This is a genomic window from Arthrobacter sp. AL05, assembly GCF_029960715.1.
Classification (GTDB): Bacteria; Actinomycetota; Actinomycetes; order Actinomycetales; family Micrococcaceae; genus Arthrobacter.
Genome location: NZ_JASBRC010000003.1, coordinates 313,049 through 331,012, shown reverse-complemented (window position 1 = coordinate 331,012; position 17,964 = coordinate 313,049). Strand labels below are relative to the sequence as shown.

Sequence of the window (17,964 nt, the reverse complement as noted above, 5' to 3'; positions counted from 1 at the left end):
CCGGTAACGTGCGAGCTCGCTGTTGTCCTACGGCGAGCCCGCACGCTACCGGCGAACTGGGCGGATCGGGAGCGCGTGGCCTAGGGCTGGCCCGGGAGCGAAGGGAGCACCCGGGGAATGGCCCGCCCCGGCAGCTGAGCCTTGGGGAGGGTCCGGCTCTCGCCCGCGCCGGGAAGTCCCGGCACGGCCGGCGTGACGGCCGGTATGACAGGGCGATGGGGCGGCAGCGGGAGGAGTCCGCCCCGGCCTTCAGCCGCCGGAGTGCCCGCGCCGCCGGGCTTCGCAGGTTCCGCGGCGGGGGTTTCCGGTGCCTCAGGAGCGTCCACTGACGGCGGCAGCGCAGGGTTGCCGGCTGGGTTGGCGGGCACAACCGGGGCCGGAATATCCGCCGGCGACGGGGCGGCGGGCTCCGGAGCAACGTCGGGAGTCGGGCCGGAGGGCTGGAAAATGCCGCCTACAGTGTGGCTGACATTTTTGCGGAAGTCCTCGCTTGAGGCGGCGACCGCGCCGGCACCGAGCGTCATTGCACCCACGACGGCGCCGCCCAGGATCGCCAGCCCGCGCTTGCGGCCGCGGCGTTCGCCGAGGCTGACCACCCCGCACGGCAGGACCCCGGCAATGGCGCCTGGCACCGGCGTCACAGCGGGTACGGCCGCCGTCGGGTGTGCAGCAGGACCTGCAGCGGCGGAACTGCTGCCGCCGGCGGTGAGCATTGCCGCGAGGTCGGCCCGGGGAGCAGGGGCCCGGTCCGGGACCATGGCCTGGAGCTGCGCCAGGGTGCTGCCGAGTTCGGCGGCACCTTCGAGACCGGAATCACGGAGCATCGCCTGAATGCCGCCATCCTGCAGGGGTTCGCGTGTGCCGGTCATAATGCTGCGTGGTCCTTTTCGGTGACGAGTTCGCGCAGGGCGCTGAGCCCGCGTCGCTGAAGCTGTTTGATGGCACCCGGGCTCTTGCCCATGATGCCGGCCACCTGGTCGATGGAAAGGTCCGCGACGATCCGCAGGACCAGGACTTCCCGTTGCTCGCCGTTGAGCCGGGAGAGTGTGTAGGACAGGCCGCCGAGGGAACCGAGGGCCTCGTCCTCGGCGGACGCGGAATACCGCGCGTCGTTCAACGGGTTATATTCAGCCAGACACGGTGTCCGTTCGGAGCGCCGGTGGTGGTCTACAAGCCTGGCGTGGGCGACCGAAAAAATGAAGGTTCGCAGGCCTTTGTGGCCACCGGTGACATTCGCCAGTTTCGGCAGAACGTCCACAAATACGTCCTGGGTCAGGGCCTCCGCGTCATCGACGCCCTTGGCCCGGAAGTAACCGAGCACTGCGGGGGAAATCAAGGTGTAGACGGCGCTGAATCCGGACGGGTCGCCAGCCAAGGCTGCTGACAGATCGTCATCGCTCAGCTGGTCTGCCAAGTGGCTTTCCTTCCGTTACTGCTGGCGGTGCGGCCCCCGATAGTGTAGCGGCCGCACCCCGTTACCTCCGAAGGGAGGCGTGCAGTGCTTACTTGTCGAGCTTGGGCAGCTCGGCCGACGGCAGTGCCGGAACAGCGGGGACAGCGGGGACGTTCCGGGCGCCGGGAACTGCCGGGGTGGCCACTGTCACGCCGGCGTGGGCCTTGGCCTCGGCAGCGCCCCTGGCGTTGGCTGCACCCTGGACGGAGACGCCGTCCGTCGCAGCGGCAACGGAACCCTCGGCGGCACTGTCGGTATCCTCAACGTCGGAGCCGTCCTTCGCGGCGCCGGCCTTCGCGGCGCCGTCACTGTCCGGGGTGGCGGGCACTGCCGGGGTGGCGGGCACTGCCGGGGTGGCGGGAACAGCGGGCAGATCCGGAGTTGCCGGAACGGACGGAACTGCCGGGGTGGCGGGCGTAGCGTGGTTCACTTCAGCCTGCTGGGTGCTCGAAACCTGGGCCGCGTTGGCCAGGCCGATTCCGGAAAAGCCTCCGACCGCGAGAACAGCGGCGCCGACAGCAATCTTGGTGCTCGTGCTAACACTCTTCATAAAAACGTGCATCCTTTGGTTGATTGAAGGCTGGCCGGCGCCGCCCGATGGGGGCAGGCGCCGGCAGCACTTGCAGTGGAAGGCCCCGGATACCTGATGGGGGTCCAGGTTCCGGCGGCGCTTACAAAGGAGTAATCGCTGAGGCGCCCCAAAAGGTTACGCGCGGATTGGAAGTTCTTTTTCAGGTCCGGGACGGTTAACGACGACGGCGGCGGGCCACCTTATCCAGGTGACCCGCCGCCGTCGTGCGTCAGTTGTTGCGTCAGTCGTTGATCAAGTCATTGATAACAATGGTCTGGTCCCGGTCCGGGCCGACGCCGATCGCGGAGAAACGGGTGCCGGAGAGCTTCTCGAGCGCCAGCACGTAGTTCTTGGCGTTCTCGGGCAGGTCCGCCAGGGTGCGGGCCCCGGTGATGTCCTCGGTCCAGCCTTCGAAGTACTCGAAGATGGGCTTGGCGTGGTGGAACTCGGTCTGGGTCATCGGCATTTCATCGTGCCGGACCCCATCCACGTCGTACGCCACACAGACCGGGATCTGCTCGATGCCCGTGAGGACGTCCAGCTTGGTGACGAAGTAGTCCGTGAAGCCGTTGACGCGGGATGCGTGGCGGGCCAGCACGGCGTCATACCAGCCGCAACGGCGCGGGCGTCCGGTGTTGACGCCAAACTCGCCGCCGGTCTTCTGCAGGTACATGCCCATGTCGTCGAAGAGTTCGGTGGGGAACGGCCCGGCGCCCACTCGGGTGGTGTAGGCCTTGATAATGCCGATGGAGCGCGAGATGCGGGTCGGGCCGATGCCCGAACCCACGGAGGCGCCGCCCGCCGTCGGGTTCGAGGAGGTCACAAAGGGGTAGGTGCCGTGGTCGACGTCCAGGAAGGTGGCCTGGCCGCCTTCCATCAGGACGACTTTGCCCTCGTCCAATGCGGTGTTCAGGACGTAGGTGCTGTCGATGACCAGCGGGCGCAGGCGTTCGGCGAAGGACAGGAAGTACTCCACAATCTCCTCCACCTCGATGTCGCGGCGGTTGTAGACCTTGACCAGGAGTTCGTTCTTTTGGCGCAGCGAGCCTTCGACCTTTTGGCGCAGGATGGAGGCGTCGAAAACGTCCTGGACGCGGATGCCAAGCCGGGCGACTTTGTCCATGTAGGCCGGGCCGATGCCGCGGCCGGTGGTTCCGATGGCGCGGCTGCCGAGGAACCGCTCGGTGACCTTGTCCAGGACCTGGTGGTAAGGCGCGACGAGATGGGCATTGGCGGAGACGCGCAGCTTGGAAGTGTCGGCGCCGCGGGCTTCGAGGCCGTCGATCTCCTCAAACAGCGCCTCCAGGTTCACCACACAGCCGTTGCCGATGATCGGAACCGCGTTGGGGCTCAGGATGCCGGCCGGAAGGAGCTTTAGCTCGTACTTCTCACCGCCTACGACGACGGTGTGCCCGGCATTGTTGCCGCCGTTGGGCTTGACGACGTAGTCGACTCGGCCACCAAGCAGGTCAGTGGCCTTACCTTTGCCTTCGTCGCCCCACTGGGCTCCGACGATCACGATTGCTGGCATGGGATCCTCCCCCATTCGTTCGGGCCGAAATCCGGGTGATCCACGGGTGGTCGCGGATCTCAGCGCCGTTCATGAGAATGCCCCGAATCTACCGCTGTGCTCTTGTCATCAACGCCAGAGTCCGGGGCTCTTACCACCCAAGTTTAGCCGATCGCGGTAGCTGCGGCTCATTTGACCATCCAATGGACTTCCCGCCGATGGTGCACGCACCCCGCTGTCCAGCCTGCGGAACGCGGGCGGAAGGACTTGCGCAGGCCCGCCCGGTGGAATTAGGTGAGAGGTGACCATCCCGAGCGGCCGAGGGACCTGGACCATTGACGCCGCAGCAACCCCTCCGTTCGCAGCTTGTGGCGGTTCAGGGTGCTACCGCCAGGACCGATGGAAAGGAAGCGCCCCATGCACCAGAACACCGACCACATCCGGGCCACCCATGCAGGCTCCCTGCCCCGCACCCCTGAGCTCATCGCCGCGAATGAGGCCAAGGACGCAGACGGCATCAGCCCGGAATTCCTGGACCTGCTGGCAACCTCCGTGGTGGATGTGGTGCAGCGCCAGAAGGACCTCGGCATCGATATCCCCAACGACGGCGAATACGGACACACGATGTCCAGCTCTGTGGACTACGGTGCGTGGTGGAACTATTCCTTCAGCCGGCTGGGCGGCCTTGAACCGACCGACGTGGACCGCTGGGCCGACTCCGCGGTGCGCCGCTCAAGCCCCGGAAACATCGTGCTGACCTCGTTCCCGGACCGGCGCGACAGGCAGAAGTTCAATGAGGCCTACAACGATCCGTCCGCGGGGATCCTCGCGCACCGCAAGAGTGTCACGCAACCGAAAATTGCCGGACCGCTGAGCTATACCGGGCAGGCCCTCGTCGGCTCGGATACCGCCAACCTGAGGGCGGGGCTGGCCGCCGCCGGACTCACCGAGGGCTTCGTGGCTTCCCTCTCCCCCGGATCCTGTGCCCGCGTCGCCAACGAGTACTACAGCAGCGATGAGGAACTCCTCTATGCCTGCGCCGACGCCATGCGCGAGGAATACAAGGCCATCATCGACGCCGGGCTCACGGTCCAGCTCGACGACCCGTCGCTGGCCGAAAGCTGGGACCAGATTAACCCGGAACCAAGCCTGGCCGACTACCTCAAATTCATCCAGCTCCGGGTCGAAGCCACAAACTGGGCACTGCGCGGGCTGCCACAGGAGAAGATCCGGCTGCACGTCTGCTGGGGCTCGTGGCACGGGCCGCACACCACGGACGTCCCCTTCGCGGACATTATCGGCTCCGTCCTGCAGATTAAGGCAGGCGGTTACTCCTTCGAGGCAGCCAACGTCCGCCACGAGCATGAATGGCGGATCTGGGAAGACACCCGGCTTCCGGACGGAAAAATCATCATCCCCGGCGTCGTCTCCCACGCCACAAACGTCGTCGAGCACCCGGATCTGGTAGCTGACCGGATCGTACGTTTCGCCCAATTGGTGGGCCGCGAAAATGTGATTGCCTCCACAGACTGCGGTCTCGGCGGCCGCGTGCACCCGCAAATCGCTTACGCCAAGCTGGAAGCCCTGGGCGAGGGTGCGCGCCGCGCCAGCGCACGGCTCTGGTAGATCGGCGGCGGCAGGTCCGCCATTTCGCAGGGCTTGATAGACTAATAAGGATCGACTAGGAAATCGGTCCACACCACCTTTTCAAACCGCACCATATTGGGCGTGCCCCGGTGTTAGGCGTGCCCTCGTCCGGTCCGGCAGCTTTACCAATCCCGCAGGAGACTCAGCAATATATGACAGCCTTGGCCACTGAAAATTCCCGCGAACAGCTTCTGAGCCGCCGCTATGAAACTAGCGTCGCGGCCGTCAACGAGCTGTGCGACACGCTGCAGGCAACCAAAGCTGGCACGAACGTCCCCTACGTTGACCCGATTCACGACGTCGATGAGTGCCGCATCATCAGCCTCTTCTCCAACATCGGGACGGAGGACGAGTCTGGTTTTATCACCGCCGGTGATGATGAAGCCGCCACCCGCCTGCTCGGTGTCCAGTGGAAGCTGGGCCTGCGCCCCGAGTACGTGATGCCGTGGAACGTGCACCCCTGGTACGTCCCGGGCGAGCCGAACGGCAAGTTCACCCCGGATCAGATTTCCGCGGGCCTGAAGCCGTTGCTGAAATTCCTCGCTGTGGTGCCCCGCGCCTCGGTTATCGTGGCGCACGGCACCGAAGCCAACCGCCTCGCGAACCTGCTCCTCAAAACCGAGGTACCCATGATCTGGCGCCGCGGCCTCAAGACCTACAAGGTCCGCTCACTCAGCGGCCGCGCCTTCGCCGGCACCCCCGCCCGGCAGGAACAGTACCTCGACGAGATGGGCACGGTTTACGCCGACGCCATGGCCCGCACCGGTCTGGCCAAGACCAGCTAGCCCCCAGCCAACGCACGACGGCGGGCGCCCACCATGAGGTAGGCGGCCGCCGTCGTCATTTAAGCGCGGGTAGGTTTAGGCGCGAATTAGCGCTTCTCGGCTTCGATGGCCGCCTTGGCCCTGGGGTCCGAATCGTTAAGGAACTTCTCGATCCGCTCGGGCTCCTCGGCTTCCCCGATGGCCGCCGAGGCCCGGCCCAGCGAGTACAGGGCGCGCAGGAAGCCGCGGTTCGGTTCGTGCTCCCACGGGATGGCTCCGACGCCGCGCCAGCCGTTGCGGCGCAGCGAATCCAGGCCGCGGTGGTAGCCAACACGGGAGTAGGCGTACGAGTCGATGGTCCGGCCCTCGGCCCACGCTTCTTCGGCCAGCACGGCCCACAGCAGCGACGAGGTCGGGTGCTTTTCCACCAGGTCGAGAGCTTCCTGACCAGCATCCAGCCCCCTGTGGATGTCAGTCTCGGCCGGCAGGAGCGTCGGCTCCGGGCCCATCAGATTCCTGCGGAACTCCTCCGACATCCTTAGAACGTCCTGCCGGTTGAGCCGAGCTGCTGGGCAGCCTCGACGACGCGGGCCGCGAGGCCAGCCTCGGCGGACGCACCCCAGACGCGGGGGTCGTACAGCTTCTTGTTGCCGACCTCGCCGTCGACCTTCAGCACACCGTCATAGTTGCGCAGCATGTGGTCCACTACAGGCCGGGTGTATGCGTACTGGGTGTCGGTGTCGATGTTCATCTTGATCACACCGTAGGAGACGGCGTCGGCAATCTCCTTCTCGGAGGAACCGGAGCCGCCGTGGAAGACCAGGTCGAACGGGTTCGCTTTGCCGAGCTTGGCGCCGACCTGTTCCTGGATGTCCTTGAGGATTTCCGGGCGGAGCTTAACGCCGCCGGGCTTGTAGACGCCGTGCACGTTGCCGAAGGTCAGCGCCGTGATGTAGCGGCCGTTCTCCCCGGAGCCGAGTGCCTCGATCGTGGCCAGCGCGTCCTCGACGGTGGTGTAGAGCTTGTCATTGATGGCGTTCTCGACGCCGTCTTCCTCGCCGCCGACGGTGCCGATTTCGACCTCAAGGATCATCTTGGCGGCAGCGGTGCGCGCGAGCAGTTCGCGGGCAATCCGGAGGTTCTCCGGGAGGGTCTCGGCGGAGCCGTCCCACATGTGCGAGCTGAAGAGTGGATTTCGACCGGCCTTGACCTCGGCCTCGGAAGCGGCGAGCAGCGGCAGGACAAAGCCCTCCAGCTTGTCTTTGGGGCAGTGGTCCGTGTGCAGGGCGATATTAACGCCGTAGTTCTTTGCAACCTCGCGGGCAAACGCGGCGAATCCAAGCGAACCGGCGACCATGTCCTTGGTGGACGCGCCGGACCAGTAGGCTGCGCCGCCGGTGGAGACCTGGACGATCCCGTCGGACTCGGCCTCGGCGAAGCCGCGGAGGGCTGCGTTAAGGGTCTGGGAGGAGGTGACGTTGACGGCCGGGAACGCGAAGCCGCCCGACTTGGCGCGGTCGATCATCTCGGAGTAGATCTCTGGGGATGCAATGGGCATGCTGACTCCTAAAGTGAATTTCGTCTGCGGGCTGGTTGACCCTGGAGTAAACCTCGTCGGCTACGAACCATCCTAGCCACTCCTGCGCCGCGGCAGTGTCTGCGGTCACTCGGGTCCGTCATAGTCGCGGCCGTTGCTGTTCCGCTTCGCCGGGTGTGCACTTCGCTGCGGTGTTTCGCGACAGACTGCCGCGAACTGCCAACCCGCGGGGTCCCGGGCGCCGCCCCTTCGTGCGGCTTACCCCGGGAGCTGGTTGAACACGTGCCTGCGGATCCAGGCGTGCATCGCAATGGCAGCGGCCGAGGCGGCATTGATTGAGCGGGTGGAGCCGAACTGCTCGATCGACAAGGTGTCCACCGCCGCCTGGTGGACCTCGGCGGACAGCCCCGGGCCCTCCTGGCCAAACACCAGTACGCAGTTTTTGGGCAGTTCGTAGGTCTCCAGCGGGACGGAGTCCGGGAAGATGTCGATGCCGATGATGGCCAGCCCCTCCCCCTGTGCCCACGCCACGAAGTCCGCCACTGTGGGGTGGTGGCGGATGTGCTGGTACCGGTCGGTGACCATAGCCCCGCGGCGGTTCCATCTGCGTCGTCCGATGATGTGCACTTCCTTGGCCAGGAACGCGTTGGCGCTCCGCACGACGGTGCCTATGTTCATGTCGTGCTGCCAGTTTTCGATCGCGATGTGGAAATTGTGCCGCTTGGCGTCCAGGTCCGACACGATCGACTCGTGCCTCCAGTAGCGGTACTTGTCCACCACGTTGCGGCGGTCCCCGTCTGTCAGGAGGTCCGGGTCCCAGTGATCGCCGTCCGGCAGTTCGCCTTCCCAAGGGCCGACGCCGACCTCCGCCTTGGCCTCTGCCCCGGCGGCCGCCTCCCCCGCCTCCGCCGTAACGGGAAGGGATTCGCTGGTTATCTCGGGTTCAGTCACCACTCAACATTAGACTGGGACTGGCATCGGCACATTATCGGCGGAGGACAGCATGGCGGATCAGCAGGCAGACCACAGGGATGACGCGGACGACGTGTACTCATCAAAATCGGTGTACCGCAGCGGCCAGGAGATTGAGTGCTGGCTGACGGACATGGACGGTGTCCTGGTCCACGAAAACCAGCCCATTCCCGGCGCCGCCGAACTCATCCAACGCTGGGTGGACACCTCCAAACGCTTCCTGGTCCTGACCAACAACTCCATCTTCACACCCCGCGACCTCGCAGCCCGGCTGAAGAGCTCGGGCCTGGAAATCCCCGAGGAGAATATCTGGACCTCGGCCCTGGCCACGGCCCAGTTCCTCAAGGATCAGGTGCGCGGCTCGGATTCCGGCAACCGCGCTTACACGATCGGCGAGGCGGGCCTCACTACCGCGCTGCACGAAGCAGGTTTTATCCTCACCGACCAGGACCCGGACTTCGTGGTGCTGGGCGAAACCCGCACCTACTCGTTTGAGGCCATCACCATGGCCATCCGGCTGATCTTGGGCGGCGCGAGGTTCATCGCCACCAACCCTGATGCCACCGGGCCCTCGAAGGATGGTCCGATGCCTGCCACCGGCGCCATCGCTGCGCTTATTACCAAGGCGACCGGGCGGGAGCCCTACATCGTCGGCAAGCCGAACCCGATGATGTTCCGCTCAGCAATGAACCAGATCGACGCGCATTCGGAAACCACCGCCATGATCGGTGACCGGATGGACACCGACATCATCGCCGGCATGGAAGCGGGTCTGCACACGGTGCTGGTGCTCAGCGGCATCACCCACAAGGACGACATCGCCGCGTACCCGTTCCGGCCCAACCAGATCCTGAACTCCGTTGCCGACCTGAAGAGCCAGATTTAGGCAGCCCTAGAAGGCGGTTTTTTTCCCTCCGCCGGACGGCAGCGGCAGGATTTCGTTCTGAAGTTCGTCGATGATGGGCCGGTAAACGAACGGGTTCCAGCCGGGGCTGGCGTGCGCCGGCCGGGCGCCGTCGGTCGTGAACGAGTCCGAGGCCATGTTTTCCTTAAAGATCAAGGACCAGGAGTCCCGTGCCGATTCGTAGTCCACGGTCTGGTCGCGTGGATTGCCGACAAAAGCCATCCGCGTTCCGCCGAGCTTTCCCGCGAACCTGGTGGGATCAAAGTGGTAGATGTAGGCCGACTCGGTCTGGATCAGCACGCTGGACGGGGCAATCGGAGAGAGCTGTTCCAGCGTCTGGTCCAGGATCTGTCCCCAGCTGCGCTCGTCCTTGTGCAGCATCCGCTCGCCGAGTTCGTAGCCGCCGCGCAGCACCGTGGGGAAGCGGAAGCCGCTCTCGTAGAGAAACACAACACCCTCAAACCAGCTCTGGTCCAGAACGTCGTGCCGGCTGCTGGGACTGGAATCCAACAGAATGAAGGCCACTTCAATGCCATGAAGTTCACGGAGCCGGGCGGCGACTTGGGTCGCCACCATACCACCGAAGCTGTGGCCGTAGAAGTAGTAGGTGGTCAGCTTATGGGCCCGCGCGTACTCCACCACGGCGATGACAATCTCGTCGATGTCAATGCCGACGTTGGAGTATCCGACAGCGGCCAGCTGGCCCCGCTTGGTCAGCGTCCCGCGAAGCGCCGTCAGGATCCACTGGGCTTCTTCCCAGCTCGTTTTGTAGCCTGGAAAAAGGAACCAGCTGGTGTGCGGGAAGTACTTCTCCGCAGTCTCGTCCGGCACCGGGAGGATCTTGTGGACGCGGCGCTCGGCCTGCACACGCCGGGTAAACAGCATGTCGGCAGCCAGCACGGAAGCCGCGCTTGTCCCGGCCAGGAAACCCCGCCGGGAGAACCGTTTCAGTTCCGCGGCGTGGCGAAGCATCCGGGAGGCATCGCCCACATCCTCAACTTCCGGCTCACGCGGCACCCCTCTACCGTAGCCATCAAAGAACGCGGATCAGAAACCGCACCCGGTAACAGCTCAGCCACAGCCGGACGGAAGTGCGGCCTAGGCCGGCTCGGGTTCGCGGGCGGCGTCCGGGCGGCCGGGTTCGAGACAGATTTCGCGCCGGCTGATTTCGAGGCCGATTTCGTCATAGGTGGCAAGCAGTTGCGAACGGGCCATATTAGCCGGGTTGTCCAGCAACCCGAACACTGAGTCACTCGCAGCGAACAGTTCATCATTGGAGAAGCCGTTTAATGGCCTGGGGCCCGTTGCGTGAACGGCCGATGTGAGGTCCGCCGAAACATCGATGGACGTCAACGCGGCGACGGCGCTGTCCGGGTGGGGGTTCAGCTCGAGCGAGACTCCTGCCGAGCCTGGCAATGCGCCCGCCGCGTCGACCAGTGCGGCTGCACCGTCAATGACGTTAAGATCGTTTCGCAGGCCCGCCAAAGCTGCGGATTCCACAAACTGCGCCCGGCCGAGGCACACCCGGATGTGCGAGGTGATGCCCATCCGCCGGATGCGCTGAATCAGCTGCATCAGCTCAGGGCGAGAGTCCTGGGAGAGGCTTCCCCGGACATCGATCCGGAAGATATCCGCGGCAATATCCAGTGCGGCTTGAGCGTTCAGCGAGGTATCCATAGGTACTCCAAAAGAGGGTTGCTATGGCCGACGGCTCAACCTCACCCAGAATATAGGCCCCCCGAGGGGCGCACAAGTCACAGTGTGCTGCCAGTTCAGCCAGCCGCTCTCCCACCAGGCTCTTCAAAATGTGTCCGGGACGCGGCGCCGCCCACAGACGTCACCAGGGACGCTGCGATATCACGCAGCTTAACGTTGCCGTTGCTGGAAGCGTCCGTGAGGATCCTGACGGCTGCCTCCTGGCTGCACCGGTTCTGCGCCATCACAATCCCGATAGCCATGTCGATCACCGTGCGGGATTTGAGCGTGGCCCGAAGGTTCGTGGCACCGTCGGCGTGCATGGAAAAGCGGACCGCGAGCCGCAACGCCTGTGAAATTTGCCGGGTATAACCACGAGCCCTGGCGGCGACGTCGCCGTCGAATTTGCGCGGGACATCAGAGTAGAGGTTCAGCGCCGCCTGGGCTTCCCCCTGGAGATGGAACGGCACGGAGAGAACGGAACGCAGGCCATGTGCAGCGACGGCGCTGGCGTAGTCAGGGCCCCACCGGTCCTCATCCAGAAGGTCCGGCACATAGACTTCGCGCTCTTCCTTCGCCGCCGTCAGGCACGGGCCCTGCGAGAGGCTGTACTGGATTTCATCCACTTCACGGGCGGTATCGCTGCTCCAGCCAATCGTGGCGGCCTTCCGGTCGCGCAACAGTGTGATGCCGCACAGCGCGTCGTCGCCGGAACCGGCTACCTCGTGGGCGGAAAAGCGGGCGAGTTCATTGAGGAATTCCTCGAAATCCGCGCTTTCCAGGATGAGGTTCTGAATCTGGTCGAGGGTACTGAGGGGCTCAGTGCCGAGGATTTCTTCGGGGAGCAGCATGGCTGTGGCCTCCGGAGGCGCTTGATGGATATTCGACATAATAAGTCACCGCCACCCTCCGGACCATGCGTGCCGGCTAAAGGAACCAGCGCCCTAGCTCAGCCCGAGCTCGTCCTTGCCGAAGGCGAAGAGGTAGGGAACACCGGCCGCCGCTTCGATTTTTTCCTTCGCACCGGTGTCACGGTCCACGATCACCGCGACGGCGACCACGTTGCCGCCGGCCTTTCGGACGCCCTCGACAGCAGTCAGCGCGGACCCGCCGGTGGTGGACGTGTCCTCCAGGACGAGCACCTTGCGGCCCTCGACGGCGGGACCTTCCACCTGGCGGCCCATGCCGTAGGACTTCTGCGCCTTGCGGACCACAAAGGCATCCACCGGACGTCCGGCGTCGACGGCGGCGTGCATCACGGCGGTTCCCACAGGGTCGGCACCCATGGTGAGCCCGCCCGCGCACTCGAAGTCGATACCGGCGTCGGCCAGCATCGCGAGCATCACCTGGCCCACCAGTTTGGACGCCTCATGGTGCAGCGTGATCCGGCGCAGGTCAATATAGTAATCCGCTTCGGCGCCGCTGGAGAGGATGACCTTGCCGCGGACGACGGCCAGCTCCTTGATCAGTTCAAGAAGGCGGGCGCGGGCGGCAGCGGTATCAGCTGCGGGGGCACTGTTGGCAGTCATGGGACCCAGTTTAGTGGCTGGCCGGCGCCGGATTCCCAGCCGCCCCGTTGATGTCGGGCCGTCTCCCGGTTGCTCCCGGCACGCGCCGGGTCTTTGTCCTCTAGGAACCCTTGCCTGGCAGGAGTGCGATGGAACCATGACGGCAGGCACGGAACCCTCGACCCGCTGGCCCACCATTGCCAAAGACGTCGGCGGCCTCCGGGTCCGGCCGAACCTGGTGGACTATAACGCGGCGTGTGCCGCGTTCTCCTGGGACGAAGCCCGCCATCAACTGTCCGGACTGCCAGGGGGCCGCGGCGTCAACATCGCCTACGAAGCAGTGGACCGGCACGCCGCCGGGGGACTCGCCGGGCACGAGGCGCTGCGGTTCGTCCGGGCCGACGGCAGCAGCCACTCACTCACGTTCGCCGAACTTGCAGAGCAGACCACCCGCTTTGCGGGGGTGCTGCGCACCCTCGGCATCGGGCGCGGTGAGCGCGTCTTCTCGCTCACCGGCCGCGGCCCGGCGCTGTACATCGCGGTGCTGGGCACCCTGAAGAACGCCAGCGTCTTCTGCCCGCTGTTCTCCGCGTTCGGCCCCGAACCCGTCCGCCAGCGGCTGCAGCTGGGCTCCGGCCGGGCCCTGGTCACCACCCGGGCCCTCTACCGCAAGAAGATTGCCCAGCTCCGCGACTCACTGCCGGAACTCCGGCACGTCCTGCTGACCGACGCCGACGGCAGCCCGGAGCCGGGAACGCTGGACCTCGCCGCGCTGATGTCCGCAGCGCCGGCCGACGGCGGGATCTCCGCGACGCAGGCCGAGGACATGGCCCTGCTGCATTTCACGTCCGGCACCACCGGAACCCCGAAGGGCGCCATCCACGTACACGACGCCGTCACCGCCCACCATGCGACCGGCACCTCCGCGCTGGACTTGCACCCGGAGGATGTCTACTGGTGCACGGCCGACCCCGGCTGGGTCACCGGCACCTCGTATGGTGTGATCGCGCCGTTGACCCACGGGGTGACAACGATCGTGGACGAAGAGGAGATGGACGCGGACCGCTGGTACCGGATCCTTGCCGAACAGCGCGTCACGGTCTGGTACACCGCCCCCACGGCGCTGCGGATGCTGATGAAGGCCGGCGCGGACCGCACCAAGGGCCATGACCTGTCCGCGCTGCGCTTCGTCGCCAGCGTCGGGGAACCGCTCAATCCGGAGGTCGTCGTCTGGGGCCAGGAGGCGTTCGGCCAGCCCGTGCATGACAACTGGTGGCAGACCGAAACGGGCGGCATCATGATCTCCAACTTCGCTGCCACCGAGATCCGCCCCGGCTCGATGGGCCGGCCGCTGCCCGGCGTCGAGGCGGCCATCGTGGCCCGGGACGCCCAGGACAAGCCCATTGTCCGCAACGGCAAGGCGGTCCTCGTGACGGCGCCGGACGCCGTCGGCGAACTGGCCCTGCGGCCGGGCTGGCCCTCGATGTTCCGCGGCTACCTGCATGAGGAGGAACGCTACCGCCGGTGCTTCGTGGGCGGCTGGTACCTCACCGGCGACCTCGCCCGGCGCGACGCCGACGGATACTACTGGTTCGTCGGACGCGGCGACGACGTCATCAAGTCCTCGGGTCACCTGATCGGCCCGTTCGAAGTGGAGAGCTTGCTGATGGAACACGAGGCCGTGGCCGAAGCCGGGGTGATCGGGGTCCCCGATCCGGTGGCCGGCGAGGTGGTCAAGGCGTTCGTGGAACTGCGGCCCGGCTGGGAACCCTCCGAGGAACTGCAGCTGGCGATCATCGGCTTCGCCCGCAAGAGACTCGGCCCGGCGGTGGCGCCCCGGCTGTTGGACTTCACCACGGCCCTGCCGCGGACCCGCAGCGGCAAGATCCTCCGGCGGCTGCTCAAGGCCCGTGAACTCGGCCTGCCGGAGGGCGACACCTCGACCATCGAGGCCCCGGCCGGGGCGCCGGAGCCGGACGCTGCCGCACCCGGGCCCCAAGCACCGGAGGCCCGGACATGACCGGGTCCGCGGACGTGCCCGGCAGCCACCCGGATCCGGCCCACGGCCGGCACCTGCTGCTGCAGATGCTCCGGGTCCGCCGTCTTGAGGAGAAATGCGTCGAGCTCTACAGCGCCGCCAAGATCCGCGGCTTCCTGCACGTCTACATCGGCGAGGAAGCCGTCGCGACCGGTGTGCTGGAAACCCTGGCCCCGGAGGACGCCGTCGTCGCCACCTACCGGGAGCACGGCCACGCCCTCCTCCGCGGGGTCTCCGCCGGTGCGATCCTGGCGGAGATGTACGGCTTCGTGGAGGGCTGCTGCCGCGGCCGCGGCGGGTCCATGCACTTGTTCGACGCCGCCACCCGCTTCTTCGGCGGCAACGCAATCGTCGCCGGGGGCCTGCCGCTCGCCGTCGGACTGGCTCTCGCGGACAAGATGGCCGGACGCTCCCGCGTGACCGTGTGCTTCTTCGGCGAGGGCGCCGTCGCGGAGGGCGAATTCCACGAAAGCCTCAATCTCGCCGCGCTGTGGCAACTGCCGGTGCTGTTCTGCTGCGAGAACAACCTCTATGCCATGGGGACGGCGCTGGGGCGTTCGGAATCGCAGCCGGACATCGCCCTCAAGGCCGCCGCCTATGAGATCGCCGCGTGGGCCGTGGACGGCATGGACGTCCTGGCCGTCGAGGAAACGGCCCGGCGCGCCGTGGACGCCGTCCGTTCCGGCGGCGGACCGCACTTCCTGGAGCTGCGCACCTACCGGTTCCGGGCGCACTCGATGTTCGACCCGGAACGGTACCGCGAGAAAGCCGAAGTCGCCCGCTGGCTCGAACGTGACCCCATCGTCCTGCTGCGCGCCGCGCTGGAGGACGCGGGCCAGCTCTCCGCGCAGGACTGGGAGCAGCTGGAGGCGGACGCCGACGCGGAGGTGGCCGCCGCCGTCGAGTTCGCCGAAGCCGGCAGCCCCGAACCGCTCGAGGACCTCACCCGGTTCGTCTACAGCGAGCGCGGCGCCGGCCCGGAAACCAGTATCGGCGGGCGGACCGGGCCATGAAATCAAGCTACCGCGAGGCTCTTCGGGCCGGCATCCGCGACGCGATGCTCCGGGACGAGCGGGTTTTCCTGATGGGCGAGGACGTGGGAGCCTACGGCGGCTCCTTCGCGGTCAGCCTGGGGCTGCTGGAGGAATTCGGGCCCGACCGGATCCGCGACACCCCGCTGTCGGAGTCGGGCTTTGTCGGGGCAGGGATCGGCGCGGCGCTCGGCGGGATGCGGCCGATCGTGGAGATCATGACCGTCAACTTCAGCCTCCTCGCGCTGGACCAGATCGTGAACAACGCCGCTTCCCTGCTGCACATGTCCGGTGGCCAGTTCAATGTCCCGGTCGTGATCCGGATGACCACCGGCGCCGGCCGCCAGCTCGGGGCGCAGCATTCCCACAGCCTTGAGGGCTGGTACGCCCGCATCCCCGGGCTGCGCATCCTCGCCCCCGCCACGCTCGCCGACGCCCGTGGCATGTTGTGGACCGCTCTCCAGGACCCCGACCCGGTCCTGATCTTCGAGCACGGCTCGCTGTACAACGTCACCGGGGAGCTCGACGACGCCGCCGGCCCGGTTGACATCGACACCGCCGCGGTCCGGCGCCCCGGGAACGATGTTTCCCTCATCACCTACGGCGGAACCCTCCCGGCAGTGCTGGACGCCGCCGGGCAGCTCGCAAATGAAGGCATTGACGCCGAAGTGCTGGACCTGCGCACCCTGCGGCCGCTCGACGACGAAGCCATCCTCACCTCTGTGCGGCGGACCCACCGGGCCGTGGTGGTGGATGAGGGATGGCGCAGCGGAAGCATTTCCGCGGAGATCAGCGCCCGGATCACCGAGCAGGCGTTTTATGACCTGGATGCCCCGGTGGGCCGGGTCTGCAGCGCCGAAGTGCCGATCCCGTATTCCAAGCAGCTGGAACTGGCGGCACTGCCGTCCGTCGAGCGGATTGTCGCTGCAGCCCGGGAGGCGGTCGGCGCGCGTGGCTGACTTCCTAATGCCGTCACTCGGTGCTGACATGGAGCACGGCAAGATCGTCGAATGGCTGGTCAAGCCCGGTGACTACGTGCGCCGCGGGGACCTTGTGGCGGTGGTAGATACCGACAAGACCGTCATGGATGTGGAGTCCTTCCAGGAGGGAGTGGTCGCCGAGCTCCTCGTGGACCTCGGCGAAACAGTTCCGGTGGGCACCCCGCTGGCCAGGATCACGCAGACCCCGGCTGAGGTCGGGGCCCCCCGCCATGAGGCGCCGCCGCCCCGGGATGGGGCCGCCGCCGTTGCTCTCACTGCCAAGGAAGTTCCCCCGATCGCCCCTCCCGTGCGCCATCTGGCACACCGGCTGGGGGTGGACACCGCCAGGATCCACGGCACCGGCAAGGGCGGCGCCATCACGAGGGCGGATGTGGAGCACGCCGGGGCGGCAAGGCCGTCCACCGCCGGACGCGTGCGCTCCTCGCCCCGGGCCCGGAGGCTGGCCGCCGAACTCGGCGTGGAGCTTTCCGCCGTGAGCGGCACCGGACCGGAGGGTACCGTCAGCGTGGCGGACGTGCAGCGCGCCGCGGCCCGCCACCCGGCGGCAGGCACCGCGGCGGCCGGTGCCCCCGGGGCCGGTCTCCCGGAGCCGGCCCCGGAGGCACCGGCCGCGGGGCCACCCGTTTCCCTCGAAGAACCCTCGGAGGCCCGCGAGCGCGTGGCCAGCCTGCGCCGGGCCATCGGGTCACTGATGTCGCGCTCGAAGAAGACCATCCCGCACTACTACCTCAGCACCACACTGGACCTGCGGGCCGCCGTCGACTGGATGCAGTCTGTCAACGCCCAGCGGCCGGTTGCGTCCCGGCTGGTCCCCTCCGCGCTGCTGCTCAAGGCAGCGGCGCTCGCGGCCAAGGAGGTCCCGGAGGTGAACGGCTTCTACGACGACGGCGGGTTCCGGCCCAGCGCGTCCGTGCACCTGGGTGTCGCCGTGGCCCTGCGCCAGGGCGGCCTCGTGGCCCCTGCCATCCACGACGCGGACACCCTGCCGGTAGATGTGCTGATGGAGCAGCTCCGGGACCGCGTCAGCCGCGCCCGCGCCGGGCGGCTGCAGCGCGCCGAAATGGCCGACCCCACGATCACCGTGACGAACCTCGGGGATCTCGGGGTGGAGAGCGTCTTCGGCGTCATCTATCCCCCGCAGGTCGCGATGGTCGGCTTCGGCCGGGTGCTGGAGCAGCCGTGGGCGCAGAACGGGATGCTCGGAGTCCGGCCCGCCGTCGTCGCCACCCTCTCCGCTGACCACCGGGTCAGCGACGGGCTGCGCGGCGGCCGCTACCTGGCGCGGATCGACGAGCTGCTGCAGAAGCCGGAAGACCTGTGAACCGGGTGGGTC

The 17,964-nt window shown here is 66.9% G+C and carries 18 protein-coding genes; 7 read left to right on the top strand and 11 right to left on the bottom strand.

The window, feature by feature from the left end; translation table 11 throughout:
• Window positions 1–80 precede the first annotated feature (80 nt).
• From QK287_RS06100 to QK287_RS06085, 4 genes are all read right to left on the bottom strand, one after another.
• On the bottom strand, window positions 81–869 hold the full coding sequence (locus QK287_RS06100) for a hypothetical protein (RefSeq protein ID WP_226773905.1): 789 nt from the start codon (window positions 867–869) through the stop codon (window positions 81–83).
• Window positions 866–1,414: an RNA polymerase sigma factor gene (locus tag QK287_RS06095; RefSeq protein WP_226773904.1), complete on the bottom strand. Its 549-nt coding sequence runs from the start codon at window positions 1,412–1,414 to the stop codon at window positions 866–868. The genes QK287_RS06100 and QK287_RS06095 overlap by 4 nt, the downstream gene beginning before the upstream one ends.
• A gap of 88 nt (window positions 1,415–1,502) precedes the next feature.
• A complete protein-coding gene (locus QK287_RS06090) occupies window positions 1,503–2,003 on the bottom strand; it encodes a hypothetical protein (protein ID WP_282359563.1) in 501 nt (166 codons plus the stop codon).
• Window positions 2,004–2,265: 262 nt separating this feature from the next.
• Window positions 2,266–3,555, bottom strand: a complete 1,290-nt coding sequence (locus QK287_RS06085; protein ID WP_226773566.1) for an adenylosuccinate synthase — start codon at window positions 3,553–3,555, stop codon at window positions 2,266–2,268.
• Between the two features lie 396 nt (window positions 3,556–3,951).
• Between QK287_RS06085 and QK287_RS06080 the strand changes: the two genes are divergently transcribed.
• Window positions 3,952–5,160 (top strand): cobalamin-independent methionine synthase II family protein, encoded by a 1,209-nt coding sequence (locus QK287_RS06080; protein ID WP_226773567.1) that lies wholly within the window; start codon window positions 3,952–3,954, stop codon window positions 5,158–5,160.
• 173 nt (window positions 5,161–5,333) lie between these two features.
• Window positions 5,334–5,966: a uracil-DNA glycosylase gene (locus QK287_RS06075; protein WP_226773568.1), complete on the top strand. Its 633-nt coding sequence runs from the start codon at window positions 5,334–5,336 to the stop codon at window positions 5,964–5,966.
• A gap of 86 nt (window positions 5,967–6,052) precedes the next feature.
• Here the strand turns inward: QK287_RS06075 and QK287_RS06070 are convergent, their stop codons facing one another.
• The 3 genes from QK287_RS06070 to QK287_RS06060 all read right to left on the bottom strand — a co-directional run bounded on the left by QK287_RS06070 (window position 6,053) and on the right by QK287_RS06060 (window position 8,319).
• Entirely contained in the window at window positions 6,053–6,481 is a 429-nt protein-coding gene (locus tag QK287_RS06070; protein ID WP_226773569.1) for a DUF3151 domain-containing protein, read from the bottom strand.
• A gap of 2 nt (window positions 6,482–6,483) precedes the next feature.
• The gene (fbaA, locus tag QK287_RS06065) at window positions 6,484–7,503 is read right to left on the bottom strand and encodes a class II fructose-bisphosphate aldolase (RefSeq protein WP_226773570.1); all 1,020 of its coding nucleotides are present in this window, start codon (window positions 7,501–7,503) and stop codon (window positions 6,484–6,486) included.
• A gap of 237 nt (window positions 7,504–7,740) precedes the next feature.
• Window positions 7,741–8,319 carry a TrmH family RNA methyltransferase gene (locus tag QK287_RS06060; RefSeq protein ID WP_226773579.1) on the bottom strand — a complete coding sequence of 193 codons (579 nt, stop codon included), beginning with the start codon at window positions 8,317–8,319 and terminating at the stop codon, window positions 7,741–7,743.
• 166 nt (window positions 8,320–8,485) lie between these two features.
• On the opposite strand from QK287_RS06060, the gene QK287_RS06055 reads away from it, so the two are divergent.
• Complete coding sequence (locus tag QK287_RS06055; RefSeq protein WP_226773571.1) at window positions 8,486–9,340, top strand: HAD-IIA family hydrolase; 855 nt, start codon at window positions 8,486–8,488, stop codon at window positions 9,338–9,340.
• 6 nt (window positions 9,341–9,346) lie between these two features.
• On the opposite strand, the gene QK287_RS06050 is transcribed toward QK287_RS06055, so the two are convergent.
• The 4 genes from QK287_RS06050 to pyrE all read right to left on the bottom strand — a co-directional run bounded on the left by QK287_RS06050 (window position 9,347) and on the right by pyrE (window position 12,582).
• Window positions 9,347–10,330 carry a thioesterase domain-containing protein gene (locus tag QK287_RS06050; RefSeq protein ID WP_282359595.1) on the bottom strand — a complete coding sequence of 328 codons (984 nt, stop codon included), beginning with the start codon at window positions 10,328–10,330 and terminating at the stop codon, window positions 9,347–9,349.
• Between the two features lie 126 nt (window positions 10,331–10,456).
• The gene (locus tag QK287_RS06045) at window positions 10,457–11,035 is read right to left on the bottom strand and encodes a hypothetical protein (RefSeq protein WP_226773572.1); all 579 of its coding nucleotides are present in this window, start codon (window positions 11,033–11,035) and stop codon (window positions 10,457–10,459) included.
• A 95-nt stretch (window positions 11,036–11,130) separates the two neighbouring features.
• On the bottom strand, window positions 11,131–11,904 hold the full coding sequence (locus tag QK287_RS06040; protein WP_282359562.1) for a GAF and ANTAR domain-containing protein: 774 nt from the start codon (window positions 11,902–11,904) through the stop codon (window positions 11,131–11,133).
• Between the two features lie 93 nt (window positions 11,905–11,997).
• Window positions 11,998–12,582, bottom strand: a complete 585-nt coding sequence (gene pyrE / locus QK287_RS06035) for an orotate phosphoribosyltransferase (RefSeq protein ID WP_282359561.1) — start codon at window positions 12,580–12,582, stop codon at window positions 11,998–12,000.
• Between the two features lie 136 nt (window positions 12,583–12,718).
• Here pyrE and acsA point away from each other — a divergent pair, with 136 nt between their 5' ends.
• Genes acsA through QK287_RS06015 form a run of 4 tightly spaced genes read left to right on the top strand, consistent with a single transcriptional unit; the run spans window position 12,719 to window position 17,952 of the window.
• A complete protein-coding gene (gene acsA / locus QK287_RS06030; protein ID WP_282359560.1) occupies window positions 12,719–14,581 on the top strand; it encodes an acetate--CoA ligase in 1,863 nt (620 codons plus the stop codon).
• Window positions 14,578–15,612 (top strand): pyruvate dehydrogenase (acetyl-transferring) E1 component subunit alpha, encoded by a 1,035-nt coding sequence (gene pdhA / locus QK287_RS06025; RefSeq protein ID WP_226773576.1) that lies wholly within the window; start codon window positions 14,578–14,580, stop codon window positions 15,610–15,612. Before acsA ends, pdhA begins: the two co-directional genes overlap by 4 nt.
• Window positions 15,609–16,589, top strand: a complete 981-nt coding sequence (locus QK287_RS06020; RefSeq protein WP_282359559.1) for an alpha-ketoacid dehydrogenase subunit beta — start codon at window positions 15,609–15,611, stop codon at window positions 16,587–16,589. Before pdhA ends, QK287_RS06020 begins: the two co-directional genes overlap by 4 nt.
• Window positions 16,582–17,952: a dihydrolipoamide acetyltransferase family protein gene (locus QK287_RS06015; RefSeq protein WP_282359558.1), complete on the top strand. Its 1,371-nt coding sequence runs from the start codon at window positions 16,582–16,584 to the stop codon at window positions 17,950–17,952. The genes QK287_RS06020 and QK287_RS06015 overlap by 8 nt, the downstream gene beginning before the upstream one ends.
• The last annotated feature ends 12 nt before the right edge of the window (window positions 17,953–17,964 follow it).